This window comes from Mesorhizobium amorphae CCNWGS0123 (genome assembly GCF_001686985.1).
GTDB lineage: Bacteria > Pseudomonadota > Alphaproteobacteria > Rhizobiales > Rhizobiaceae > Mesorhizobium > Mesorhizobium amorphae.
Genome location: NZ_CP015322.1, coordinates 855,933 through 882,428, shown reverse-complemented (window position 1 = coordinate 882,428; position 26,496 = coordinate 855,933). Strand labels below are relative to the sequence as shown.

Sequence of the window (26,496 nt, the reverse complement as noted above, 5' to 3'; positions counted from 1 at the left end):
ACCGGATTAAGCAAAAGGGGCAACGTCAGCAACCGCGATCCTGGATCGCCTGCTTCACCATTCCGCGGTGATTACTATCCGCGGCGATAGCTACCGTCTCCGTGAAAAACGCCGGTCCGGCCTTCTGCAGAAGGCCGGACCGGCGCCCGAAACCAACGAAACACTAACCCAATGAAGGGGGTCAGTTCCTGATGTCGCCAAAGGGGTCAATTCCTCGTGTCGCTTGACAACAAGGAAGGGAGCCGTTCCGTGAAGCAGGTTAGCACCATCGGCCTGGATTTGGCCAAGAACGTTTTTGTGCGAGCTGCAAGTCGCGTGAGTCAGGGAAATCATCAAGGGCAATGCGAGCGTCACGCAGGAGGCGTTGATACAGAAACTGAACCCAGTTATCCGGGGATGGGCCATGTATCACCGTCACGTCGTGGCGAAAGCGAGCTTCTCATCGATAGATTCGCACATCTGGCAAATGCTCTGGAAATGGGCAAGTCGACGCCATCCCATGAAAGGAGAACGGTGGGTGAGGAACAGGTACTTCAGGGTCGATGGACACCGGTCTTGGGACTTCGCTACGAAGGGTCCGGCAGATGCCAGTACGAGCGGGTGCCGGCTCTTCCGCGCAATGACGATCCCGATTACGAGGCACGTCAAGATCCGGGGACTGGCTAATCCATTTGATCCGGCATGGTCCACTTACTTCGCCCGCCGTCGAATCGCGAAACCCTCCGTCGAGTTGTTCGGTGCCACACCATGGTGCTGAAGAATGGCTTGAGCCGGATGCGGGGTGATCCGCATGTCCGGTTCTTAGGGGGCGGCGGCGCAGCAATGCGCCGCTGCTACCCGACCAAATTCATGGCGCCGATGCCGAAGGCGCACCGATTTTCAATCGCAAACTGCGTCGAGCCGAGCTGCTGGCTTTTTCGAAAAGCTTCCGCCGTGTCTGGTTGGTTTGGAGGCGTGCGGGGGTTCGCATTATTGGGCGCGCGAGATCGCGGCGCTCGGTCACGACGTGCGTTTGATCCCGCCGATTTATGTGAAGCCCTTCGTAAAACGGGGCAAGACGGACGCCGCCGACGCCGAAGCGATCAGTGAAGCCGTCACCCGCAAGACCATGCGTTTCGTTCCGATCAAATCGGCTGATCAACAAGCAGCGGCCATGGTGCTGAGGACGCGCGCCCTTTTGATCCGCCAGCAAACTCAGGCGATCCGCGCTTCGCGGGCATTTGTCGGAGTTGGGCGTTATTGCCGCCCTCGGCACGGCTAAAGTGGCTGAGTTGATCGAGATCGTACGGGACGAGGAGAACGTTTGCCTGCCAAAAGCCGCTCGACTGGCTTTGGCTGAGATCGCCGATCAGATCGAGGCGCTGACGCGTCAAATCGACAAGCTCCGAGCGAGGGATCGTCGGCGAGGCGAGGCGCGACGAGGACATGCGACGGCTGACCACAATTCTGGGCGTCGGAGCGATCACGGCGGCTTCCGTCAAAGCGCTGATCCCGGATCCCGACGGGTTCAAATCCGGCCGTCACTTCGCCGCCTGGCTGGGACTGACGCCAAAGCCCCATTCGAGCGGCGGCAAGGAGCGGCTCGGCGGCATATCGAAAATGGGCAACCCGACGCTCCGCTCGCTGCTCGTTTGTGGCGCGACGCTCTTCTCGTCGACGCTGAGCACGAGCGCCCTATTGGGTGGCGAGAGGTAGAGCCCGACGATGTCGCGCACCTTGTCGACGAACAGCGGATCGCTCGACAGCTTGAACGTCTCAGAGCGGTGCGGTTGCAGCCCGAAGGCGGTCCAGATCCTGCGGATCGTGGTGTGCGAGAAGCTGGTCGCACCTGCCATCGATCGGATCGACCAATGGGTCGCATCGCTGGGCGTGGAGCGCAACGTCCGCTCGATCACGGCGGCGACCTGATCGTCATCGATCGGCCGGGGCCTGCCTGGCCGGGCTTCGTCCAGCAGACCCTCCACGCGATCCTTGAGGAAGCGGCGCCTCCACTTGCCGACCGTATGCTCATGCACCCCCAGCTCCGCTGCGACGGCCTTGCTGGGAATGCCGTCGGCGCACCGAAGAATGATCCGGCACCGCTCGGACATGGATCGCGCTACATGCTGCCGACGCACCTGTGGTTCCAGATACTCGCGCTCTTCTAGCACCAGAACCAGAGGCGCCGTCGGTCGGCCTGTCGCGTTCGAAATCGCTGCACTCTCCATCGAATAGGCGAACAGCTTACAATGTAACGAACTTCAGTTCCAGATGACTAGTTCCCGGCGCTCTCCATCCGTCTGGAACGGATCGCCTTGTCCAACCAGCCGACCTCCATCTCTGGAACGGAAGAAAGGAGTAGATCGGTATAGGGATCGAACGGTGGGGCGAGAACCTGCCCCTTTGGCCCGTAGCGGACCACTTGCCCGCGATACATCACCGAGATGGAATCGGCGATCGATTTCACCGTTGCGAGGTCGTGGGTAATGAAGAGAAAGGATACCCCCTCCTCCTTCTGCAACTGCAGCAACAGCTTCAAAATTCCGTTGGCTACCAAAGGGTCGAGGGCCGAAGTCACCTCGTCGCAGATCATCAGCTTGGGCTTTGCCGCAAGCGCCCGGGCGATACAAACGCGCTGCTTTTGTCCGCCCGACAGTTCTGCAGGATACCGCTCCGCAAAGCTCTTGCCCATTTCGATCTTGTCAAGCAGTTCGGCCACGCGATGGTTGCGCTCCGCACCCCTGATGCCGAAATAGAATTCGAGCGGCCGACCGATGATCGTTGCAACGGTCTGGCGCGGATTCATCGCAACATCCGCCGTCTGATAGATCATCTGAAGTTGCCGAAGGTCCTCCCTAGACCGCTCGGCCAGCCGACGAGAGAGGTCGCGCCCGTCGAACTGGATGCTGCCTGCCAAAGGCGGCAGCAACCCGGTGATCACCCGCGCCAGCGTCGATTTACCGGAGCCCGATTCACCAACCACTGCGAGCGTCTGTCCGGGATAAAGGTCCAGGGAAACATCGCGTAGGACCTTGATTGCTCCGTCGCCGTAACCCGCTGTCACGCCTTTTACTGACAGCACAGGCTCGGTGCCGCAGTCCTTCTGCACATGATCAATATGATGCACTGAAACGAGGGCTCGCGTGTATTGCTCGTGCGGCTGGTTGATGATCTGCTGCGTCATTCCCCGCTCCACGAGTTTGCCGTTGCGCAGCACCATTATCTCGTCGGCGACCTGCGCCACCACCGCCAAGTCGTGGGTGATGTAGAGTGCCGCGACGCCGGTATCCCGGATGGCGTCCCGGATCGCGGCCAGCACATCGATTTGCGTGGTGACGTCGAGCGCCGTGGTCGGCTCGTCGAAGACGATAAGGTCAGGTTCGGAGCAGAGCGCCATAGCGGTCATAACACGCTGCAACTGACCGCCTGAGACCTGATGGGGGAAACGTTTGCCGATGTTCTCGGGATCAGGGAGGCCAAGCTTCTTGAACAGAGCAATCGCCCGCTTCTCGGCTTCGGTCCGCGTTGCCATGCCGTGGAGAAGGGCCGCCTCCACCACCTGGTCCATCAGCCGGTGGGCGGGGTTGAATGCGGCAGCGGCCGACTGAGCAACATAGCAGACTTCGCGACCCCTGAGTTTGCGCATGCCATCTGCTCCGACCTTCAGTATGTCACGGCCTTTGAGGATGACCTCGCCGCCAGTTATTTTCACCCCGCCGCGACCATACCCCATGCTGGCCAGACCAATGGTGGACTTGCCAGCGCCGGACTCGCCGATTAATCCCAAAACTCTGCCCCGTTTCAGCGTCAGCGAAACGTCATGGACGAGAATTGCGTTCATTGGGCTCTCGCCTGGTGGGTGGACCGCCGCCTCAATCCGAAGGTTGCGGATGTTGAGCAATGTGTCGGGCTTCCCCACCCATTCATCTTCGCTACGGGTATCGCCGACCGGGGCTTCTCCCTGCACGTTCAAGTATACGACTTTCCTCGACAATTGCTGTTTCCTCACAATTTGGTTGTTCACGTGTTATTTCCTTACACGTGACAATCGATTGGAACGATAAAACATCGTAAATCCGGAAATAGCCGTCACAGTCGTTATTTGCCTCGATATCGACGCTTACTGGGAAAAGCTGCCTAGCATCCGTTAGCCAGCATCCTGCTAATCTTCTTTGAGCCCACTTGCCCAATGAAGGAACCAGTCCACAACCAAATTGATAGCTACCGATAGCAGAGCGATCGCGCCAGCTGGAAGCAACGGCGTGATATCGCCATACGTGATCAATGTCGCGCTATCGCGAACCATGGACCCCCAGTCAGCTGTCGGGGGCTGGATGCCCAGACCAAGGAAGGAGAGTCCGCTGATAAGCAGGAATACGAAACAAAACCGAAGGCCGAACTCCGCTACGAGCGTCGCGGTGATGTTTGGTAGAATCTCTCGTGTCATGATCCAAATAGGGCCTTCACCGCGGAGTCTCGCCGCTTCAACGTAGTCCGACACGGCGGCGTCGATCGCTACGGCCCGCGTGAGCCGAAAGACGGGGGTAGAATTCAAAACGGCGATGACAATTATGAGCGTTGGAATTGAGGTGCCGAAAATCGACAGAAGGAGCAGCGCGAAGATCAATTGAGGTATGGACATCAAAACGTCAATGAGACGCGACAGGATCTGGTCCGTCCAGCCTCCAAAAGTGGCAGCCGCCAGCCCGGCTGAGGCACCAATGGAAAAGGCAAGGGTAGTCGTCATGAGCGCTATGCCGAGGGTGTTGCGGGCGCCGAATACAAGTCTCGTGAACATGTCCCGGCCCAAGCTGTCTGTCCCCAGCCAGAACTGAGCACTCCAAGGTTCGAACGGCTTCGCTACAATCTCGGCTTCGCCATATGGAGCCAAGTGAGGAGCGAGAAGCGCTGCCAACATGTAAATTATGATGATTGAAATTCCGAACTTCGCGCTCAGTGGCGCCGAAGCTAATTTACTGGCTCCTGATTTAAGCATTCTCGGCCCGTGTACGATTGTCACTGTTCTCACCCACCTGCTGGACCGAACCACGTCATTTCGGATGCATCAAACGTGGATTTGCTATGATCGACAGGATGTCGGCAGTCAAATTGAGCAGAACATACGTTGCCGCGAATATAAGACTGCAGGCTTGGACAACTGGAACGTCTCTCTTCTGCACCGAATCGACTATAAGCTGTCCAAGGCCCGGATAAACGAACACGACCTCAACCACCACAACGCCCGTAATAAGATATGCAAGGTTGAGGACGATGACAGTAGCGATCGGCGCCAGCGCATTTGGCAGGGCATGCCGGACAAGGACACGCCACTCCGGTAGACCTTTTAGCCGGGCTGTCTCGATATACTGATTGCCGAGCAGATTGATGATTGAGGTTCTTGTCATTCGCATCATATGGGCCAGCACGACCACCGCCAGGGTGAGCGATGGCAGGGCTATGGCAGTCAGACGACCAAGAACGCTCGTCTCAGAATCTACATCGGAGAGGCTCGGGAGGATGCCGGCATGAACCGCAAGCACAAGAATAAGGATGTAAGCGACGAAAAACTCTGGGACTGAAATGGAGGCAAGTGTGACGACATTTATAGCACGATCAATGAACGTGTTCCTGTAGAGCGCGGCGACGATTCCCCCCAGCAGCGCTAGAGGAACCGAAATGACTGCAGCGCTTACGGCGAGGAACAGCGTATTAAAAAGCCGCGGCTTAATGAGCTCAGCGATATCCCTGCCGTTGGCGAGCGCTGTCCCGAAGTTCCCACGCAGTATCGATCCGAGCCAGTCAAAGTAGCGCAGATACAGCGGTATATCGAGTCCCATGCTCTTGCGGAGGGCTGCGACAGCCTCGGGTGTTGCCGACTGCCCAAGCAATTCGGTGGCAACATCGCCGGGAAGGAACTGAACCCCAGCAAAGACAATGAGCGAGACGATCCACAACGTCAGCGCGCCTAAGGCGACGCGCTGACTGATGATCTTTGATATCGGGGTCATTGGCGAAACGACAATTCCCTACACATTTGTTAGCCACCAGCGCTCCGCGCACCGGAAGCTGTCCAGATCCCAATTCGACCCGATCTTGTTATGACCGACGTTCGTCGAAAGCGCGTTGACGTAGTTCGCGAATACTGGAATCACGGAGCCGCTGTCTTCTCGGCACAGGCTCTGCATCTCGGTGTACATCTCAAGCCTTTTCGAATCGTCCAGTTCGCCTCTTGCAGCAATCAAGAGTTCGTTGAAACGGGGATTTTTCCAGTGGCCTTCATTCCAAGAAGCGTCTGCGGCATAGAATACAGAGAACATCCAGTCAGCAGTAGGCCTTCCACCTGTAAAGGATGTGTACCAAGGCTTCTTTAGCCAGACGCTATCCCAATATCCGTCGGCTGGCTCACGGACTATGTCAACGTTGATACCAACCTTTGCGGCATCCTGCTGATACAGCGCTGCTGCGTCAACCGCGCCGGTGAAGGCAGCATCGGATGCGGACAACTGCACCTTCAAGTTTGTCACTCCGGCCTTTTTCAGATGGAAACGAGCCTTGTCCAAATCTTGTTCACGCTGAGGCAAGCCTTTCGCGAAGAAGCGATTTGTGCTGGCTATTGGGTGGTCATTGCCCAATTGCCCATATCCATTCAATAGGGTGTCGAGCAGTTGTTTCCGGTTGAGCGCATACTTAACGGCCAAACGCACGTCCACATTGTCGAATGGGGAGACATCGCAACGCATGGGCATAACATATTGCTGAGTGCCGCTGATCGACGTGATCTCAAGACTCTTATTTCGCTTCAGAAGATTTATCGTCTTCAGGTCGCATCTATCCATCGCCTGGATTTGGCCTGTCGTCAGAGCGTTCGTTCGCGCACCAACATCATGAATCGCTAGGACCTCGAAGGAGTCGAACCAGGCTGCATTCGGTTTCCAATAGTTTGCAAATCGTTTGGCCGTGGCCTTGACACCGAAATCAATTTTGTCAAGCACGTAGCCACCGCAGCCCACTCCAGAAATATCAGCCTTCCCATCCTTGGCCGGCATTATAGGGAGCTGATAGTGCTCCATGAGGTAGGGGAAATCTGCGTTGGCACCTTTTAGCGAAAGAACTACCGTCCTTGGGCCATCGGCGTGGATTTCTTCGATACCTTTGACAATGTCTTTGGCTCCGGAACCTGATTGCTCGCCGCGGTGGTGGTTCAGCGAGGCGACTACATCGTCGGCATCCAATTTTTTGCCATTGTGGAATTCGACCCCTTCCCGGAGTTTGAACGTCCATGTCTTGGCATCTTTCGACGATTCCCACGATTCGGCAAGCTCGCCGACGAGGTTGCCGTCGCGGTCCATCTCGACGAGATAGCCGTGAAGGGCGTGGCCGAAGATCATCATAAATGAATCAGTGTACGTAGCAGGATTAAGCGAGTCGGAGGCGGAGCCCGAGCCAACGCCGATTTTGAAGTGCCCACCCTTCTTGGGGGTAGCAGTTTCAGCCAGCGAAGGCAGAAGTCCCGCTGCGGAACCGACAGCCAGAGCCCCGGCGCCCGCTGCGGATTGTAGAAAGCGCCTGCGGCTAAGAGCCGTCAGCGACGAAAAGCTATACCCTTTGACCATGTTAGTCCTCCCTGTGAACGTCCTTCTCGGTGACGTCAGTCTTCGTTTGGAAACCTGCAAAAGCAGATGGCGCGATAATGCACCAAGTTCGTTTTCTATCCGGCCACCGTGTCGAAGAAATCACTCCCTCTCGCACCCGGTTACTAACGCTAGCATGACCGACCGGCGCAGGTGTCGCGCAAAAATGTCATCTGGCGAATGAATTTATTTCAAGCCTGCCGCATGTCTGGTCGACGCCATCAAAAGGCAATTCGAAATCTTGGGGAGCGGGAGCGGGTGCGTCGGGTCCACTCTTGTTTCCCTTAGGCAATGACGCGGCATTGCCACCGAGAAGTGAGAGGTACCATTGCGACGGTGTCGCCGGGCCTCAGCACGGCAGACGCTCGACACAGCGCGGAAGCATTGGCTGTTGATGGGTCCGTCGAAGACGCAAGGTTGCCGCGTGCCGATCCCAGCGTTGGCCGCCGAGGACGGTCAGCGTGCGCCTACCGAGCCAAAGCCCGCAACCGTTTGCCCTTAGACCCCCGACCCGCGGCGGAGCCATGATGATCTTGATCTAAGCTCTGACGTTGCCCCTTTTGCTTAATCCGGTTTGAAGTTCGTTCTGGCCCATCGAGAGGACCAGGACATGAAACGTAGCCGCTTCTCCGAAGAGCAGATCATCGGAATTTTGAAGGAACATGAGGCCGGGGTATCGGTTGCCGATCTGTGCCGCAAGCACGGGGTCAGCGACGCCTCGATCTACAACTGGAAGGCCCGCTTCGGCGGGATGGATGTCTCCGAGGCTCGGCGACTGAAGGCGCGCTGGAGGACGAGAACACGCGGCTGAAGCGGCTTCTGGCCGACGCCATGCTCGACAATGCCGCGCTGAAGGATCTCGTGGGAAAGAAGTGGTGACGCCCGCGGCCAAGCGAAAAGCTGTCGCTCGCCTGAAGGAAGGCTTCGGGATGAGCGAACGGCGGGCGTGTAAAGCCATCGGCTGTTGCCGCATGACGGTTCGCTACGAGACCAGCAGGCCGGACGACCGCGAGGTTCGCGAGCGGATGAAGGCGATCGCGCAGCAGCGTCGCCGGTTCGGCTACCGGCGTCTTCTCGTGATGCTGAGGCGGGAGGGCCTGGTCGTGAACCACAAGAAGCTGTTCCGGCTCTATCGGGAGGAGAAGCTCGCCGTTCGCCGCCGTGGCGGCCGCAAGCGGGCGATCGGGACCAGGGCGCCAATGCTGGTGCCGCTGAGGCCCGACGAGCGCTGGTCGCTTGACTTCGTATCGGACCAGCTCACCGACGGGCGCCGCTTCCGCATCCTGGCCGTCGTCGACGACTGCACGAGAGAGTGCCTGGCACTCATCGTTGATACGTCTCTCTCGGGCATGCGGGTTGCCCGCGAATTGGACCGGCTCATCACCGAGCGCGGCCGGCCGAGGATGATCGTCAGCGACAATGGCAGCGAGTTCACCTCGAACGCCATCCTCTCCTGGGCGGGTCAGAACCGCGTCGAATGGCATTACATTGCGCCCGGCAAGCCGATGCAGAATGGCTTCATCGAGAGCTTCAACGGCCGACTGCGCGATGAACTGCTCAACGAGACGCTGTTTACCTCGCTGGCTCAGGCGCGCGTAGCCATCGCCCTGTGGCGCGCCGACTACAACACCGCGCGGCCGCACTCCCAAATCGCATGGCAGACACCGGCCGAGTTCGCCACCACCTTCAATCCGCGATGGTCGCTCGCGCTGCGCTACACCAAAGACTCCGCACCAGCGACCGTCGCTTCACCCGCCCAGCAGGGCACAACCCACGCCGGGAACGAACTCAAAACTGGATAGAAACTGGGGGCAAGGTCACCTGCTCGCGAGTTCTCGCAACTCATGAGGATGAGCGAGGCCACCATCGACTGCCCCACCTCGCCAGCTACAACGTCTTGAGTATCCAAGACCCAGCGAACATCGGCGAGATCTAACGGCGAGACCTCTCGCCACTCATCCGTTACCGCGGGTTATCCGATCGTGTTCGGAGCGGGCGCCCAAATCACAGCACTGACGTTCCGAAAGCTTTGCAAGAATTGACCCGTTTTTGTACCAGCCCCCGCACGTTTGGTGAGGGATTCGGAGGATCGACATGCCGGTTATCCATATCGCTCCCAGACCATATGCCGGCCAGGAGACTGTGGTGTCATCATCAGACGCATTCCCGGAAATCCCGAATTGCCCTCCTCACGGTGCAATCGGAGATGCGATTTAACTCATGCCCCGTTCTCGCGCATCAGTTCCCGACTGATGATGAGGCGTTGGATCTCAGATGTACCCTCCCAAATACGCTCACCGCGAGCATCACGATATATGCGTTCTAAGGGAAGATCCGCCATCAAACCCATGCCGCCGCAGGTCTGAATTGCCTGATCAGCAACGCGCCCCAGCATTTCGGAGCACCACACCTTCGCCATCGCGCAGTCCTGAGCCACCGAAGGAAACTTCTGGTCGACCCTCCATGCTGTGTTCATAAGAAGCATGTCGCCGAGCCGGATGTCGATTGCCATGTCTGCCAAGGGGAAGCCTATGCCCTGGAACTTCCCTATCGGTTGGCCAAACTGCTTTCGCTGCGCGGCGTAAGCAACAGCGACCTCAAAGGCCCGCTCAGCGCGCGCCTGACACACGGCCGCGACGGTAAGGCGGCCCTCTCCCAGCCATTCGGTGACGACCTTGAAACCCTCTCCCTCGCCACCGACCATCTGCCAGCTGCCTACTCGCACATTATTGAAGTGCAGGATTTCATTGGTCTCACCTCGATGACCCAGTTGGTGGTAGCCAACTCCTACGTCTAGCCCTGGCGTATCCAGATCAACCAGAAAACAAGAAATTCTTTTCCTGGTACCGGTCGGCGTTTCATCTTTGCCCGTCACAGCAAAGACGATTACGAACTGAGAACGCTGCGCATTTGTGATGAAGTGCTTGGTGCCATTTATGACCCAATCGGGACCGTCTCTATCGGCCCGTGTCTTCATTCCCTTCAGGTCAGATCCGGCATCGGGTTCGGTCATGGCTATGCATTCACGCTTCTCCCCGCGCATCACCGGTTGCAGGAAGTGAGAAATCTGATCTCCCTCGCATGCCGCCAGTATCTTGTTAGGTCGGTGGACACAATCTGCCAGAGCACTCGAAGCGCGTGTAAGGCCCTTCTCTACTAGCGTAAGCGACACGCAGTCGAGCCCACCACCTCCTACGCTTTCGGGCATGTTGCAGGCATGGAGGCCGACCGCGATTGCCTTGTGACGAATTTCGAATTCCAATTCGCGTGGTAGTTCGCCCGAGTTTTCCAACAAAACTTCATGGGGGATCAGTTCTTTCTCGCAGAACTCCCTAGCAGTGTTGTAGATAAGCCTTTGCTCGTCGGTGAGTCGAAAGTCCATTGATTTGTCCTTTTCTTTGCGACCGGCCGAACTTCCGGCAAGGAACCCAAAGGTAGACGGAGCTCTCCATCGAAATTACGTCAGCACGGAGACCGGCGAGCAACATCCAGCAAATGGGGCCGGCCAAAGCCACGAAGTTCGATGATCCCAACACCTTTCAGAAGACCCATTCGCAAATGCGTCCTGTTGCAATACCGACCCTTGCCTGGAACTACCGATGCCGGGCCAGCCGCATGACTGCATCCACAGCGACCGCCCCCTGCCCCCGGGGGCGTACGATCAACGGATTGATTTCGGCCTCGACGAAGCGCTCCTCGCTGGATAGGGCGAATTGGGTAAACTTTTCGATGGTGTCGACCACCGCTTCAATATCGCCCTTCGGTCGACCGCGCCAACCGTCAAGCAACGGGAACAGTTTTAGACTACACAGGGCCTCGGCAATCATAGCACGCGAGGCGGGCAACAGGATGGTGGCGGTATCACGCAGGAGTTCTGCTTCCGTGCCGCCCATTCCAATTGTGAGGGCAAGGCCCATCGAATCCACCCGGCGTATGCCTAGAAGCAACTCGCCGAGTCCATCTTTCACCATCTCTTCCACCAGAAACTTCCGAATGGAGAGCTCGGGCGCAGAATGCTTTAGTTTCTCCGCCATGGCGCGCACGGCTTGCAAAGCCTCTTCGGGCGTCCCCAGGCCCAGCACAACGGCTCCCAACTCGCTTTTGTGTGCCAGTCCTGCGCTAAGCGCCTTTACTGCCACAGGAAAATTGAGTTCGTCCAGCCGACCCGTTTGATCTGGCGTCACAACGACACTTCGAGGCACGGCTATGCCGGATGCACCCAGTTCGGCTTTGGCAGCCGCCTCGTCGACAGCGATCTCCTCGGCCTCACCGATTCGGTACCTTGGCAGAAGAATTTCTTCGGCGGTCCTTTGAGAAAGAACATCCGCCAGTTCCCACGAGCGCATCGCATTTGACACGGCGCGGATGCCGTCTTCCATCCCCTGCAGCGGGACCAATCCGTCTGCTATCATCCGTTCTCGGACGCGTCGTGGTAAAGCTTCTGGCATGGTGTTCACAAAGGCAGCAGGAAGCTGACGCTCGCGCGCTGCCTGCGCGAATGCCCTGGTGGTGTCGTCCCAACTTTTTGGATCCCAGCCGCCTTCAGGGGGGTAGCACATAACCTGCAGTGCCATGTCACGATCATCCGACAAGTATGCTCGGTACAAATTCAGATTCTGATCGAAGCCCGCCTCGCCTCCGGAAGAGATGTCGAGAGGGTTTGCGGGACGAACAAAGGGCGGCAGGTATTTTTCAAGCTCTGCTGCCGCTTGCGCCGAGGGCGTTGGCAGGTCAAGTCCATTAACTTCGGCGATGTCGCTGCCAATCACCGCATAGGAGCCAGCATCAGTTGCGTATGCCGTGCGACGCCCTTTCACTCTGGGCGCGTACACAAGCATCTTCAGCGTCTCCAACGCCTCAGTCGGAGTGCGCACCTCGACAAATCCGAGCCGCTTAAACAGCGCGGAAGTCACGATATCATCGCCCGCAAGAGAGGCGGTGTGCGACTGGGTCGCTCGACGCCCAGCGCTTGTTCGGCCGCCCTTGATAACTACCACTGGAACACCTCTGCGGGCTGCTTTGAGACCTGCGGCAGAGAGGACTGCCGCGTCAGCAATGCCCTCCAAATAGAGGTTCACTGCCCGAATGCGTTCATCATCCAGAACCACATCCATAATGTCGGCCACAGTGATCATCGCCTGATTGCCGAGCCCAACGGAATAGGCCACCGGTAGCGACCGGTCCGCGCATCCCAGGTCGGAGAGGTACGACCCCCCATTGCTTATGAGGGCGACGCTGCCATTTTCATCATGGTTACCGAAATAGTTCATCATGAAGACGGAACGATCGGCAAAGTTGGCCACGCCCGGACAATTCGGCCCGATAATCGGCATTTCGCCTGCCGCTTCCACCAATTCGCGCTGCGACTTTTCTCCGCCATGCATTTCGGAGAAGCCAGCACTGTTGCATATCGCACCGGCGACACCGAGTTCCGAAATTTCCTTAACCACTCCCACTATATTCTCGCGAGGTACCGCCAGGAAAGCGACCTCTGGTACCTCCGGGAGGCTGGCGACGTTGGGCACACAAGGTATGCCCGCCAACTCGCTGCGACGCGGATTGACGACGTAGATCGACCCTCGAAATCCGCGCGCGCGACAATTGTCGATGGCGGGGATCATAGAAGCGCCGCCGATGAACACCGCACTTTGCGGCGCCAACATGCGTTTGATACGTTCCCGCCTAATCTCGCCTTTGCTATAATAATTCAAACTAGACACCCCTTCTGCGATGGCGGCTGCATGGCGTATTGTTCAGGCCGCGCATCCGTTATAGGCAACGAAGCCCGCTTGAAAATTCGAAATAAATTCATTTGGCACGTTACTTTTTTGCGCAACTTGCAGCGCTTCCGTGGGCCGGCCTTGCACAGTTTTCTGATGTGAGTGGATGCAGACGGCAGTTTGGCCGGTGAACTTGTTGGCGCCGTAAGATGGACCTCACGGCATCAAGTTCTACAGCGGCAAGCCCCCTGTAAGCGGACAATGCTTCAGAGGGAGTTGCCATCTTTGTGGACCATGAACAAATGTGCGGGGAGGTCGGAAGCGAAATTGTTCGATTGTTGACGGGTCAGCGTGGGACTTTGTTGTTGACCGTGCGGGTGATAGACCGAGGCGATCTAACAAGCATATCGACTATAGAACCCGCGATTGATCGAACGTCTTCGCGCTATTTTCGGCGCTCCAGGCCGGCGCATCCCCTTGTCGGCGTTGTCGTTTTGCTAGGCCCTTTCGTTTCCGCCTGAGGCCGAAAATCTGCTGACGGGCCCCAGAGCGACAGCGCGAACCGTGACGGCACCGCCCTGCCCAACTTTTAGTCAGGCAGTGCCAGCGTGTAGCGTTCGCCCTCACCACGGCCAGTTCCGGGCAGCTTTTGCGCTAGGTATCGATGCGCTTCGAAAAGCTCCTCGATGGGCGGCTGAAGCGGATGTCATCGTACAGCAACATTCGGTGTGAAATTCATTGAGGTGTCCGCTCCAAGTTGCATTTCGGAGATCAGCTTGGTGGCCTCGCCCAGGGCCCTATGATATTCGACGGCAACCTCGTCGACCACCTCGCCCGCGGATAGGATTTCGGAGGCGGCGGCAACTGTATGGCCCGCGCTCCAAATATCCTCCCAACGCTTCGGCCCTTTTCCTGCCAAGTCGGCGCTGAACCTCTTGCGTGCTTCTTCAACGCTTAGCGGTATCTCGAGTTCGGCGAGATCGAGACCGGCTTTCAGGATCGACGGCCGAAGGTAATTGGCATCGAATCCGTTTATCGCCTTCGTCAGATGGATGTCGTCGATCCCTGAATGAGCCACCATTTCCTTGTGACCCTGCGGTGCCAGGCTCTCGTGCGTCGCGATGAAACGTGTACCCATCATACCGAAGTCGCACCCCAGCACCTGTGCTGCCAAAAGTGCATAGCCGTCGGATATGCCACCAGCTAGGCCCACCGGTCCATCATAGATCGAGCGCACAGCTCTGACGAACGATAATCCGTTTAGCCAGCCGGTCTGTCCTCCTGCGCCTGCGCTCAGAAGCACCAATCCGTCGGCACCCACTTTGATCGCCTTTTCCGCATGTCGCATAGTGGCGACATCTGTCAGGACTACGCAGCCAACATCATGCAATTGAGGGATGATTGCCTCGGGAGATCCGACGCTTGCAAGCACGATCTTGACCCGGTGCTTGACCAAAACATCGACATCGGCTTGAAGGGCCTCAGGTGATCTACGCATGACGATGTTAGGACAGCATGGTGCCGAGATATCATCCGACTCAGCACAAGCTCGCTCTATCTTCTCCAGCCACTCGTCTAGCTGTTTCGGCGTACGCGCATTGAGGGTTGGAAAAGCCCCGATGGCGCCCTTCCGGCAGACTGCTGAAACGAGTTCGGGTCCCGATACTCTCTGCATCGGTGCCGCGATCAGGGGGATGCGCAACCGGGAGGTGATTGATGCAGGCAAGCCCATTTCGCTTATCCTATTCCGCTAGTAATTTCTTCCGTTGGACCCGCTACTCACGACTGAGGTTGCTCCCGGCATCTTGAACGCTTTGACTTTTCCCGTCTGCCCCGTGAGAGTTCAGTTGATCGCCACCGCTGGTGGGTGGCACAACTGTGCAAGCTGCGAGATCGACCTGTTATAAGCAGGCAGTCCGACTGAAAATCCGAAAAAATATCATTTGCCAGGTGATTTTTTTGTGCGGCTGCAGGGCGCTATCTCGTGATAACGTCAGCGCTGAAACGCCAGATAGTCAACGGTCGCGACCTTGAGCCCATCCGGATTACCAACCATCGTCGGTCGTCAAGTGTTCAGATGGCGGAGATGACGGCTGTCTGTTCGAGGGAGGCCGCTGCTCGGCTGCACTCTGACCGATTCGTGACGTGTCAGGTCAATGTCTCCACCTTCGATGCACTCCCCCGAACGCTCGCATAGCAGGTTAAGCAATCTCAAGACTATCGCCGACCATGAACGACGATCCCGGTCTCGCTGTCGTGGCGCATCGTGGCGGAGCCATTTCAGCCAGATGAAAAAGATTCTTCTAGCGGTGGCGGCTGCCGTTCTCAGGGGCCGCGCGCTTGTAATCGGAATTTAGCCAAATAACAGGCAGCTCAGAGGGCGACATGATTAGTCACGCATGATCGTAACGGTCCATCTCGAAAGATAGTTGCCGGCAGGCGGCACGCCATTACCGAAGCAACCATCAACTACCACGGCTCGATAACGCTGCTCGTACGGCAAAAGGTAAAGTGAGATTTGAATTTCGGAACGTCGAAGGTGAAGACCTAATGCAGCGCGAAGTTCCTCATCGATCCGCTCCAACGACATTTGAACCGCTTCGGAACCAGGTATTTCGACCGATCTGGATAGCGACACAGATATCCAGCCTAGGATGGCTCGTGCAAACAGTGGCTATCAGTTGGCTCATGGTCACCATTTCCGCTTCGAATCTGATGGTCGCGCTCGTGCAGGCCGCCTCTACACTGCCGGCATTCTTTCTCTCAATTCTCGCCGGGGCCATTGCGGACAATTTTAGCCGACGGGGCGTGATGTTTACCGGCCAATGCCTTATCGCATCGGCATCCATAGCGCTGACGATTTCCGTGGGTCTGGGATTCCTGCATCCCTGGCTGATACTCGGGCTAGGTTTCCTTGCCGGCTGCGGCTTCGCCTTGAATGATCCTGCTTGGCATGCTTCCGTCGGTGATATCCTCGACAAGCGCGAAATTCCGGCTGCGGTGACGCTTACATCAGTAGGATACAACATTGTCCGGAGCATTGGCCCGGCTTTGGGCGGGGTGGTACTGGCCTTCTTTGGACCGTTGGCAGCTTTCGCCCTTGCAGCCTTGGGTCAGATCGCACTTCCGATCGCAGTCTGGCGCACCAAATGGCAAGTCGTCTCTTCGCCTCTCCCTCGAGAGAGAATGGCGACGGCAATCCATGACGGAGTTCGGTTCACGGCATTTTCCTCGGAGATCACAGCAGCAATTGTCCGTGGAACCCTTTTCGGCATGACTAGCATCTCGATTCTCGCGCTATTGCCTCTCGTTGTGCGAGACAAGTTGGCAAGCGGACCGATTGTCTACGGCATCCTGTTGGCTGGTTTCGGGATAGGCGCTTTCATCACGGGCATGAGCAACGGCATCTTGAGGCGGACTGTCTCTGAGAACTCGCTGATGGCGTGCGCCTCAGGGGCTTGTGCGGCATGTTGCATTTCACTGGCTCTGACGTCATCTGTAGCTGTGGCGGCTACTTTTATGGCAATCGGGGGCGCGGGTTGGCTGATCACTTGGACTGGGACCGATGTTCGAGTGCAGTTGGCGAGCCCAAGATGGGTTGTCGGCCGCACGCTCTCGATCTACTACGCCTTGACTTATGGCGGCATGGCCGCCGGTAGCTGGATCTGGGGTGCTGTCGCCCAGAACTACTCGTTAACCTGGGCGTTGTTAGGTGCCGCAGGCACACTGTGCCTAGTTGCAGCAGTGGGAATAATCTTGCCGGTTCGATCTCGGCAAGAAGCAGATCAAGAAGCTTCTGATTTTCGCGCGCCGCAGCTAGCAGTCGATCTGAAGCCTAGAAGTGGCCCGATAATTGTCAGGATCGACTATTCCATATCAGAGAAGAATATCGACGCCTTTCTCGGCTGTATGCGCGCAAAGGGGCACGCTTTTAGCCGCGCCGGTGCACGAAACTGGACGCTTCAACGAAATCTTCAAACACCTTCAGTTTGGACAGAGACATTCCGCACCCCAACCTGGATGGACTTTATTCGTTTGAATCATCGGCTAACGGGCGCCGACAAGGAAGCAGACAAGTATCTTCTCGCGCTCGATGATGGCGAGCTTCCTCCGCGGACAGTACTTTCGATAGAGCAAAAAACCGAGCTAGCTCGTATCCATGCCTCAACAATCGCTTTTCGTCCTCCGAGATGAGTGCACGATGAAGCTGTTCACCCTTGCAATCCGGCGGGTCTGAACACTTGCCACGCGAACCGCGCTGACGTTTGCGGCGGCACAATCGCTGCCGCCGGCCAATGCCCTGTGTTTGGCCCGTTCGGTCCGCATCCATTCCTCAAGCGCCTCTGCGTACCCCTCGCCGTCCTAAGGCTACCTGGCGAAGCGAAGACATGGCACGGGCTCCAGAAGATGCGCTTCCACGCTTTCCTCACGGCCTCGTCAGTGAAAAACTCAAGTCGCGCTGCCCTTCTCAATGTCTTGAGGCTTCTGGTGGCTTGCGGGTATCGGCCGTCTTGCGAACCCGTCCCTCGGCGGTCAGCATTCTGGGCGGTTCGATCGAAGGTCACTCTTCGAAGGTTCGCATCAGGCACCGCGGCGGATGCGACATCGACCGCGCGATCGTCACGAAGCTCCGGAATGATGGTGCTCAGATGGTCGCATGTGGCGGCAGCGGGCGGCCCCAGGACCTGGAACAGAGCACATCCGGGAATTGGTTCATGGATGTGCAACACTTCAATTTTCATGATCATCGTCGCGCTGCAGCGCCGGTCTCAGGTTGGAGCATCATGCATGTCGGAAAGAGTTGAAATCGATTCAGGTGCAGGTGAATTGCGGGCCGAAATTAGTGACCGAGTCGCCGTTATCACTTTAAATCGTCCGGAGGTGCGGGACGCGATTCCAATGGAATGTTTGGACTGTGGGAAAAGTTGATCTCAAGTTTGGTGGAGGATTCCAGAGCTCCATCCGGGGGGCAAGAGGGGGTTCTGTGCGGGGGGCGACGTGAAAGGCATGGGTGGCCAGGACTCAGGCTGGCGGGAGCAACATTCGAACAGCGGGTGGCAAGATAACGCGCGTATCCCCGCAGGCGGATCGGTTCCCTGACGGCGGTGCGAAAGCCATGTTGCGGCCATCGGAGGCCCCACCGTGCGGCGGCCTTTCGATAGCCCTTGGCCTGCGACATGCGCATTGCTGTAGAATCAGCCGTTCTTACGACGGCATATGCACGCATCGCTCTATCCGGTGTTGCGGAAACATCTTGCCATTGACGCGGCTGGTTGGAGTTGCCCGCGCCCGCGAGGCGATGTTTCTCTCCGATCACATCGATCCGAACGATTTTCAAACTTTGAATTTTATATCCTCGACCTAGATAACTTTCTGTGTACGTGTTGATGATTGGGGAGGACTCTTGCCGTCTTAGTTCGCGGGTACCTCGTTCCAATTCAGAAGGATTGCCGCACGCCAGCACGGTTGGCACCAGATCTAGCGCCCTTTCCAGACAGGTTTGCGCTTCTCGGCGAAGGCGACCAATCCCTCGCGCTCATCTTCTGAGCCAAATACTCTCTGGACTATCGGAAGCTCTAAAAGCCTGTCTTCGGTCTCCTGCCCGTCAAACGTCTGGAAAATAATTTCCTTGCTTGCCATCAGCGCGAGGGGACCGTTAGGGAGTAGCGACTGCGAAAGCTTCAATGCTTCCTCAAGCGCTTGGCCAGGCTCGGCGAGACGATTCACAACCCCGAACCGTTCGAAGTAGGACGCTTCCTTAAGTTCGCCCGTGAGTGCGAGCTCCATTGCCAGATGATAAGGCATGCGCGCGGGAAGCCTAACAAGGCCGTATGTCGCCATTAGGTTGTGTCGAACCTCCGGCAAGCCGAACTTGGCGTTACGAGCTGCTACGATCATGTCGCAGGCAAGGCACGTCTCGAATCCACCCGCTACCGCGTAGCCCTCAACTGCCGCAATCAGTGGCTTATGCGGCGGCCGGGCCATAATACCAAAGCTACCCCTACGTAGCTGGGGCTGCATTCCTTCGGTGGCAGCTGCCTTCAAGTCCATTCCCGAACAGAAATTTCCCCCAGCACCTGTCAGCACTCCAACCAACAGGTCTTCTTCGTTTTCGAGTAGATCCATTGCATCCTGTATGGCATCGGCAGTTTTAGCGTCTACCGCGTTCCTTACCTCGGGACGATTTATGGTAATAACCAGAATATTACCCCGCCGCTCCGTGAGAACGAGTCGTGCCTCCTCACCCATTGATTTCTCCTCATCCAATAGGAGCGCCATTACGCAATTGCAGCGCTTATTTGTACACAGTGCCTGGGTCAGCGTGCGTGTCCCAACCCAATCGCTGCTTTCAACCCCTCGCTGAGCTGCGCCCAAGCCCAAGCTCCGCTAAGATCTCCTCGGTATGAGCGCCGCGAGGCGGCACTGAACCCAATTCAGGCGACGGCGTTAGCGAAAACCGGGGAGCCGGCGCAGCTTGCAGAACATTGTCGATCCTTTTGTAGATTCCTCGAGCAATGACTTGCGGATGTGAAGCAGCCTCCTCGGGCGATAGGACAGGGGCAAAGCACGAGTCAGTACCTTCGAGCAATGCGGTCCACTCTGCGCGAGTCTTGGTTTTAAAGTGCTCCGCAAGCTCATTTCCGAGCGTTGCCCAAAGCTCGGGAGTGCGTTGGCCATTCACAAAACGCTGATCATTGTCAAAACCGAGGCGTCTGATCAATTCAGCATAGAAGTGGGGTTCGACTGGTTGGATTACGACCCACTCTCCGTCGGCGCACTGGTAGGCGCGATCCCAGAACATCCCGCTTGCAGTAGGCTTTCCGCGAGCAAACTCGCCACCCAGATCGAGGTGAATAAACGAGATCGCAAGATTTAGAAGGTGGGCAGATCCGTCAATCATTGCCGCATCGACGACTTGGCCACGTCCGTCCTGTCTAGCCCTCAAAATGCCCGCGAGAATACCCACGGCAAGGTAAAGCGCGCCGCCAGCTACATCGCCGAGTAATGTCGGTGGACCCTCGGGAGCTTGCCCCGGCGGCGTGGCAAGCCACAGCGCGCCCGAAATGCCGGTATAATTCCCATCATGGCCTGCAGCCTGAACCAAGGGCCCATTTTGTCCCCACCCCGTCATTCGGCCGTAAACCAGCGATGAACACCGAGCATGACAGACTTCGGGGCCCAAACCGAGCCGTTCCATTACCCCAGGTCGCATACCCTCGATCAAAGCATCGGCATTCTCGACCAACTGCAAAACCGTTTCGACTGCGGCTGGCTTCTTGAGATCAAGGACGATAGAGCGCTTACCGCGGCTGCACACGGCCCACGGCCTTGGGGCTCCCACATCCGCGTCAGGCCGTTCAATGGAGATAACGTCAGCGCCAAGGTCGGCCAATAACATTCCGCAGAACGGCCCCGGCCCAAGGCCGGCAATCTCAATGATCTTTACTCCGCTTAAAACACCCATACAGCCATTCTCCGAATGCTTGAAATCTTAGCTCTTAGCTGCACAGTCCTACTGGCACAGAAGGAGTCTAGCACTGCCCGCGAGACATCCTATAGTTCGAGCAGATTGATCCCGGCTGCGACTGCCATCACGGCCTCGCAACCGAGATCAACCTTGGGACTGTTCACACTTTTCAAAAGGCGGAGCGCTTAACGACAACACACGCCCGCGAAGCTGGGCGCAGCAGACGGTTTCTCTATTCGAGATCCTTGTAGCGCTTCTGCGCCTTATCGAGCGCGACTCGCAGGCCGTCCTTTTTGATGGTTTCCATAAGCTCGGTGTATTCAGGCACCGTCTGATGGCCTGCAATCGCCACCAGCTCCAAATAATAGGCGGTAGCATTTTTCAAACCTTGCATTTCGTAAACGCGGTTCAAATACATCTTGTGGATGCGCTGGATATCCGGCGGAATCGCCGCCATCAGCCTAGCCTTCTTGAGTGTCGCCTCATGCAGCTGATCCGGTTCAACAACCTCTGTAATAAGCCCAATCTCTTTTGCGCGGTGGGCAGTCACTTCACCGCCCGTAAGCATGATATCCTTAGCGGTCTTCATATTAACTATCCAGGGCAAAAACATACAATGCCCTAGAATACCATAACGGAACTCGTTGTAGCCCATCTTAGTGTCAGACGTAACAATAGTTATATCGCAGAACAGCGAAAGTTCGAAACCCTTGCCAATCGCAACTTTGTGTACAGACGCAATCACCGGCTTAGTAATTTGCCACGGCGTGGTGAAAGTATCAAATTGTTCGAAAAAATGCGTCCTATAGTGATAAATCGATGTAAATACTTCATTAGCATCTTCAACAAGGTCATGACCAGCACAAAACCCTTTCCCGCTACCGCGGATAACGACGACCCTCACATCGTCATCCTTGTCCGCTCTGAGCAGACCCTGCCTGAGCTCCGCTAGAAGGCGGTTGTTCATAGCGTTGATCTTCTCCGGCCGATTAAGCGTCAGCCAACAAATATGGTCCGAATCTACTTCGTACAGGAGGTGTTCGTAATTCGGGCTGCTCACGGTCGGTGCGTCCATCTGGGATCCTCGCTGAGTTTGAAATCGCTCGGCATTCGGTGCACGCCGAGCGAGCGTGCCAAGCAAAACCTGCGGCACCTCGGGCCAATCGATAGCAGCTTTTTTCTTTGGGGCTGCCCACAAAAAAATCATCTGGTTGGTGAGTTCCTTTCCTACTTCAATTGCGCTGCGGTCGATGGCTGATCACTCTGAGGTAAGAGCCAAAAGAAGGTTCGATCTGGGGCGGAAACTGTTTGACCGGCGCCCCAAATTTCGGCCCAACGCTTCGGCCCATTACCGTGAGCGTCCGGCGAAAGCGTTTTCGCTTGGTTGAGCGGCCGAAGCTATAGGAGGCGCTTCAGCTCATCTGCCATGACGCGCTCGATCATCTCGGGATCGCATTGTTCATCGACGAGGAACTGGCGGATGCCACCATCCCACGTCCGTATGTCGGCGAGGAGATTTTGAAGGTCGTCAATTCCATTTTCGGTCAGGGCTTTTGTGCCATCTTCGCTGCCATCGCGGACATAAACCAATTCGCCCTCGGTGATATTGTCCGAGTTGGCGGTCAGCTCCTCGACTAATTCGAGGTTTTCGCTGATCATGCCGGCGACTTCTTTAAGCGTATAGACGAACCTCGAGCGTGCCATCACGCAGCCTCGTATCGGTCTTTCGCCGGCACCCACTGCCACGGCAGCAGTTCCTCAAGCCGATCGTTGGGGTGATCCTGGATCCGGGTCAGGACGTCTGTGAGATAGACCTCCGGATTGTGGCCATGGAGTTTGGCAGTCTCGATGATGGTCAGGATGTTTGCGATGCGCTCACCGCCCTTGTCCGACCCCGCGAAGAGCCAATTTTTTCTTCCGATTCCAAGCGGACGCATGGCTCGTTCAGCTATATTGTTATCGATTTCGACACGGCCATCGTCGATGTAAACGCTCAATGCTGCCCATCGCGAGAGGGCATATCGCATTGCCTCGGCCAGCTTCTGCTTCTGTGGTAGCGTCGAAAGCGTCTCTTCTATCCAGCTCTTGAGGTCCGCCAGAATGGGCCTGGCGTGTTGCTGGCGCAGTGTACGCCGCTCGTCAGCCGACATGCCGCGGATACGATCCTCGATATCGTAGAGCGCACCGATGCGCGACAGCGCTTCGTCAGCGATCGAAGATGGCTTCAGCTTGATCACGTCATGGAACTTGCGGCGCACATGCGCCATGCAGGCGGCCTCGACGATCTGGTTGCCGTAGAGCTTCTTGTAACCACTGATATGTTCTGGAGGACATATCAGCGGCTATGTTGCGGCCGTCCATATGTGGCCATGCTGGCCTTTACCCATTGTCAACTGAGTGTTTGGGCCCGATTTGACGCAACATAAATCGCGAGCTCAGCTGGCGGACCTTTTCTCATTTGGAGGTTCGACATGGATCGCTCTTGCTTTTCTGACCAAGCCGCTGATGCCCTATTTCCCGAAGTGCCCTTCGCTGACGAGCGGAACCGCTATTTGCATCATTGCGCCACACTCGGAGCGAGACCCGAAGTTCTGAGGGTCAAACGCAGCGAACTCCTATGGATCGCGCGACATCTCCGCCCGGACGCCGCGGAGGGAGTTGGCATGGCGGAGTTGTTGCCGATCGCGCAAGCTCGGCAGAATCTTCGCGGTGCGGCTACCGCCGCGCGTCGAGTTATCGATATCGGGCGACCCTGGCTGAAGTTCCTAGGCTGGTGGCGCGAGCCCACCGTCATATTGTCGTACCAAGGGCAACTCGACCAATACGTTGTCTGGATGCGCGACGAACGCGGTTTGACACCGTCGACGGTGGAGCAATGGGGGAGGATGGCCGGCAGGTTCTTGCTGTGGTGCGAACGGTCGAACCGCCATCTTGAAGATTTGAAGGCAGAAGACATTGACAATTATATCGCGACCCAAGGAGCCGGACGATGGGGTCGCCTCTCTATTGCACACGCCACTTCAGCCTTGCGGGATTTTCTGCGATACGCAGCAAAAGAGGCGTGGTGCTCAGACCGCTTGGCGGCGTCAATATCGCGACCTCGGCTGTATCAGCATGAGTCTCTGCCATATGCCCCGGATTGGTCCGACGTCCAGAAGATGTTGGCCGACGTCGATACGGACCGGCCCCGCGACATCCGAGACCGCGCGATCCTACTGCTGCTGGCTGTTTATGGCATGCGCCGCGGCGAAGTCGCCGCACTGCGGCTCGACCAGATCGACTGGGCGGGGCGAACACTTCGGCTTTTCCGCCTAAAGCGACGAGAAGCCCAGATCTATCCGCTGGTGCCTTCCGTTGCGGAAGCATTGGCGCGCTACGTGGATACAGTCCGCCCGCAGTCGTCGTGCCGAGAAGTTTTCCTCCGGATGCAGGCGCCTCGACGCCCCTTGAACGTGACCAGCATTTATAGCATCGCCAATCGGCGATTTGTTGCGCTCGGGATTCGAGCTGCGCATCCCGGCGCGCATGCCTTGCGCCATGCCTGTGCAGTTCGCTTGCTCGCCGAGGGACTGACCATCAAGGAGATCGGCGACCATCTTGGACACCGCAGCACCGCGGCAACAAGTGTCTACGCCAAGGTGAACATGGCAGCTCTTCGTGAAGTCGGAGCCTTCGATTTGGGAGACGTCCTATGAAGCTGAGCGACGTCATCGATCTCTACGTGGCCCGGCAACGGTCACTGGGCATGCGCTTCGAGTCTGCCGAACGCAAGCTCCACCACTTCGGGCGAGCAGTCGGCGATCGACAGATCGACGAGGTGACCCCGGAATCGGTCATTGATTTCCTCAATGGAGACAAGGCTCCGACAGCGACGTGGGTACTCAAGCACAGCGTGCTGAGCGGCCTGTTTAGGTTTGCAATAAGTCGTGGATATGCCGATCGCTCGGCTCTGCCGACAGTTCTGCCGAACCTGCCGCCGGCGCAAACGCCATACGTATATTCGACCGACGAACTGCGCCGACTTTTGGAAGCAACGTCGACTTTGCGAACGGGCTACAGCCAGCATGTACCCGCGATGTATCGTACGATGATCTTACTCCTCTACGGGACCGGCATGCGGATCGGCGAGGCCCTGCGCTTGACCTTTCAGGATGTCGATCTCGTCGAAAAGGTCATCACCATCCACTGCACCAAATTCTACAAGACTCGCATGGTTCCGATTGGACCGAAGCTGTCTGGAGAGCTGGCCGCGCATCTCGAACGTCGTGGTATGCTACCAATGCCGCAGGGGAATGCGGCGCCGCTGTTCGCGTCGCGCGGCATTCGAGGATGGACTTATCCGACTGTCATCACGATGTTCCAGCATGTCCGCCGCGACGCCGGTATCGAACGCCCGATCGGCGAACCGCGTCCACCACGTCTCCATGATCTTCGCCACACCGCAGCCGTCCACCGTGTCGTCGCATGGTATCAATCCGGCCAGGACGTCCAGCGATTGCTCCCCCAACTCGCAACCTTCCTTGGTCACATCGACATCCAATCGACGCAACGCTATCTGCAGATGACGCCGGAACTCCTGGAGGCGGCCAGCCAACGCTTCGCCGAATATGCGATGGAGGGCAGCCATGAAGAATGAGATGCTCCTCGGACCATGGGTGCGGCGGTTCCTCCTCGAACATCTGGTGGCGGAGCGGAATCTGTCCCGAAACACTCAGGCCAGCTACCGCGACACCCTGATGCTCTTGCTTCCGTTCGCCAGCAATCACGCGGCGCGCGCCATCGATCGAATGGTAGTCGAGGATTTGACACCGTCAATCATCCGTCAGTTCCTTGATCACCTGGAACGCGATCGAAAGTGCAGCGGAGTCACCCGAAACCAGAGGCTGGCGACCATACGCTCATTGGCAAGGTTCATAGGCATGCACTCTCCGGTCCACATCGCGTGGTCCGGCGAAGTACGAGCGATGCCGTTCAAGAAGACCGCCAAGGCCGTGATCGGATATCTCGAGAAGCCGGAGATGGACGCGCTCTTGGCACAACCGGACCGTCGTACGCCTCTCGGCAATCGCGATTATGCTTTGCTTCTGTTCTTGTACAACAGCGGTGCCCGTGCCGATGAAGCGGCGAACTTGATCGTCGACAATCTACAGCTGGGCCGGCAAGCGTCGGTGCGACTACACGGCAAGGGAAACAAGTTCCGATCATGTCCATTGTGGCCAGCCACTGCAACGACATTGTCGAGGCTCGTCGAGGGGCGTGGCAAACGTGACCCGGTGTTTTTGAATCGGGTCAACTTGCCATTGACGCGGTTCGGGATCCACAGGCTTGTGACCCACTACGCCGAACTGGCGAGCAGAACAGTGCCGTCGATCGAAACGAAGCGTGTCAGTCCCCACACCATTCGGCATACAACGGCAGTCCACCTGCTTCGCGCTGGCGTCGATATCAACACTATCCGCGCCTGGCTTGGCCACGTGTCTCTCGACACGACGCATATTTATGCTGAAGTCGATATGGAAATGAAGGCAAAGGCGCTTGCTCGGGTCGACATCTCTGGCCAACAAGCCACTGTCCCTCAGCGCTCACTGCCATCCTTGATGGCTTTCCTGAAAGCTCTGTAGCCGTCGCAGAGTTGGAATTTATGTTGCGGTTCAGGCCGGGGAAACGAACCTTTCTCCGGCCACCGTTACATATGGAC

General features: G+C 57.3%; 17 protein-coding genes and 5 pseudogenes. 9 read left to right on the top strand and 13 right to left on the bottom strand.

Annotated elements, in window-relative coordinates:
* Positions 1–28: 28 nt before the first annotated feature.
* The 3 genes and pseudogenes from A6B35_RS37065 to A6B35_RS37730 all read left to right on the top strand — a co-directional run.
* Positions 29–175: pseudogene (locus A6B35_RS37065) on the top strand (ATP-binding protein); the annotation flags it as partial.
* Positions 176–364: 189 nt separating this feature from the next.
* The gene (locus A6B35_RS35300; RefSeq protein WP_244425848.1) at positions 365–757 is read left to right on the top strand and encodes a group II intron maturase-specific domain-containing protein; all 393 of its coding nucleotides are present in this window, start codon (positions 365–367) and stop codon (positions 755–757) included.
* A gap of 73 nt (positions 758–830) precedes the next feature.
* A pseudogene (locus tag A6B35_RS37730) lies at positions 831–1,644 on the top strand (IS110 family RNA-guided transposase); the annotation flags it as partial.
* Here the strand turns inward: A6B35_RS37730 and A6B35_RS33780 are convergent.
* The 5 genes and pseudogenes from A6B35_RS33780 to A6B35_RS33760 form a co-directional block, all read right to left on the bottom strand.
* Positions 1,578–2,207 (bottom strand): annotated as a pseudogene (locus A6B35_RS33780) (IS630 family transposase); the annotation flags it as partial. The pseudogenes A6B35_RS37730 and A6B35_RS33780 sit on opposite strands and share 67 nt — an antisense overlap.
* Positions 2,208–2,254: 47 nt before the next feature.
* Positions 2,255–3,898 carry an ABC transporter ATP-binding protein gene (locus tag A6B35_RS33775; RefSeq protein ID WP_040581910.1) on the bottom strand — a complete coding sequence of 548 codons (1,644 nt, stop codon included), beginning with the start codon at positions 3,896–3,898 and terminating at the stop codon, positions 2,255–2,257.
* Between the two features lie 243 nt (positions 3,899–4,141).
* Positions 4,142–4,975 (bottom strand): ABC transporter permease, encoded by an 834-nt coding sequence (locus A6B35_RS33770; RefSeq protein ID WP_006199835.1) that lies wholly within the window; start codon positions 4,973–4,975, stop codon positions 4,142–4,144.
* Between the two features lie 55 nt (positions 4,976–5,030).
* Positions 5,031–5,987, bottom strand: a complete 957-nt coding sequence (locus A6B35_RS33765) for an ABC transporter permease (RefSeq protein WP_006199834.1) — start codon at positions 5,985–5,987, stop codon at positions 5,031–5,033.
* Between the two features lie 18 nt (positions 5,988–6,005).
* Positions 6,006–7,592: an ABC transporter substrate-binding protein gene (locus A6B35_RS33760; RefSeq protein ID WP_006199832.1), complete on the bottom strand. Its 1,587-nt coding sequence runs from the start codon at positions 7,590–7,592 to the stop codon at positions 6,006–6,008.
* Between the two features lie 628 nt (positions 7,593–8,220).
* On the opposite strand from A6B35_RS33760, the pseudogene A6B35_RS33750 reads away from it, so the two are divergent.
* Positions 8,221–9,412, top strand: a pseudogene (locus tag A6B35_RS33750) (IS3 family transposase).
* Positions 9,413–9,828: 416 nt separating this feature from the next.
* Here the strand turns inward: A6B35_RS33750 and A6B35_RS33745 are convergent.
* From A6B35_RS33745 to A6B35_RS33735, 3 genes are all read right to left on the bottom strand, one after another.
* Entirely contained in the window at positions 9,829–10,992 is a 1,164-nt protein-coding gene (locus A6B35_RS33745; RefSeq protein WP_006205470.1) for an acyl-CoA dehydrogenase family protein, read from the bottom strand.
* A gap of 211 nt (positions 10,993–11,203) precedes the next feature.
* On the bottom strand, positions 11,204–13,273 hold the full coding sequence (locus A6B35_RS33740) for an acetate--CoA ligase family protein (RefSeq protein WP_065518419.1): 2,070 nt from the start codon (positions 13,271–13,273) through the stop codon (positions 11,204–11,206).
* 763 nt (positions 13,274–14,036) lie between these two features.
* A complete protein-coding gene (locus A6B35_RS33735) occupies positions 14,037–15,062 on the bottom strand; it encodes an NAD(P)H-dependent flavin oxidoreductase (protein ID WP_065518418.1) in 1,026 nt (341 codons plus the stop codon).
* 818 nt (positions 15,063–15,880) lie between these two features.
* Here A6B35_RS33735 and A6B35_RS33730 point away from each other — a divergent pair.
* Positions 15,881–17,524 (top strand): MFS transporter, encoded by a 1,644-nt coding sequence (locus tag A6B35_RS33730; protein ID WP_040581920.1) that lies wholly within the window; start codon positions 15,881–15,883, stop codon positions 17,522–17,524.
* A gap of 194 nt (positions 17,525–17,718) precedes the next feature.
* Positions 17,719–18,135 (top strand): hypothetical protein, encoded by a 417-nt coding sequence (locus A6B35_RS36075; protein WP_139032171.1) that lies wholly within the window; start codon positions 17,719–17,721, stop codon positions 18,133–18,135.
* Between the two features lie 673 nt (positions 18,136–18,808).
* On the opposite strand, the gene A6B35_RS33725 is transcribed toward A6B35_RS36075, so the two are convergent.
* The 5 genes and pseudogenes from A6B35_RS33725 to tnpC form a co-directional block, all read right to left on the bottom strand.
* Positions 18,809–19,579: a crotonase/enoyl-CoA hydratase family protein gene (locus A6B35_RS33725; protein ID WP_006199859.1), complete on the bottom strand. Its 771-nt coding sequence runs from the start codon at positions 19,577–19,579 to the stop codon at positions 18,809–18,811.
* Positions 19,580–19,679: 100 nt separating this feature from the next.
* The gene (locus A6B35_RS33720; RefSeq protein WP_006199861.1) at positions 19,680–20,795 is read right to left on the bottom strand and encodes a CaiB/BaiF CoA transferase family protein; all 1,116 of its coding nucleotides are present in this window, start codon (positions 20,793–20,795) and stop codon (positions 19,680–19,682) included.
* Positions 20,796–21,030: 235 nt separating this feature from the next.
* Entirely contained in the window at positions 21,031–22,005 is a 975-nt protein-coding gene (locus tag A6B35_RS33715) for an enoyl-CoA hydratase/isomerase family protein (protein ID WP_040581921.1), read from the bottom strand.
* 191 nt (positions 22,006–22,196) lie between these two features.
* Entirely contained in the window at positions 22,197–22,502 is a 306-nt protein-coding gene (locus A6B35_RS37050; protein WP_065518417.1) for a hypothetical protein, read from the bottom strand.
* Positions 22,502–23,110: pseudogene (gene tnpC / locus A6B35_RS33705) on the bottom strand (IS66 family transposase); the annotation flags it as partial. The pseudogene tnpC and the gene A6B35_RS37050, both read right to left, overlap by 1 nt.
* Before the next feature lie 351 nt (positions 23,111–23,461).
* Here tnpC and A6B35_RS33700 point away from each other — a divergent pair.
* Genes A6B35_RS33700 through A6B35_RS33690 form a run of 3 tightly spaced genes read left to right on the top strand, consistent with a single transcriptional unit; the run spans position 23,462 to position 26,419 of the window.
* Positions 23,462–24,493 (top strand): tyrosine-type recombinase/integrase, encoded by a 1,032-nt coding sequence (locus A6B35_RS33700; protein ID WP_244426054.1) that lies wholly within the window; start codon positions 23,462–23,464, stop codon positions 24,491–24,493.
* Positions 24,490–25,434: a tyrosine-type recombinase/integrase gene (locus A6B35_RS33695; protein WP_006205291.1), complete on the top strand. Its 945-nt coding sequence runs from the start codon at positions 24,490–24,492 to the stop codon at positions 25,432–25,434. Before A6B35_RS33700 ends, A6B35_RS33695 begins: the two co-directional genes overlap by 4 nt.
* Entirely contained in the window at positions 25,424–26,419 is a 996-nt protein-coding gene (locus A6B35_RS33690; RefSeq protein ID WP_006205292.1) for a tyrosine-type recombinase/integrase, read from the top strand. Before A6B35_RS33695 ends, A6B35_RS33690 begins: the two co-directional genes overlap by 11 nt.
* The last annotated feature ends 77 nt before the right edge of the window (positions 26,420–26,496 follow it).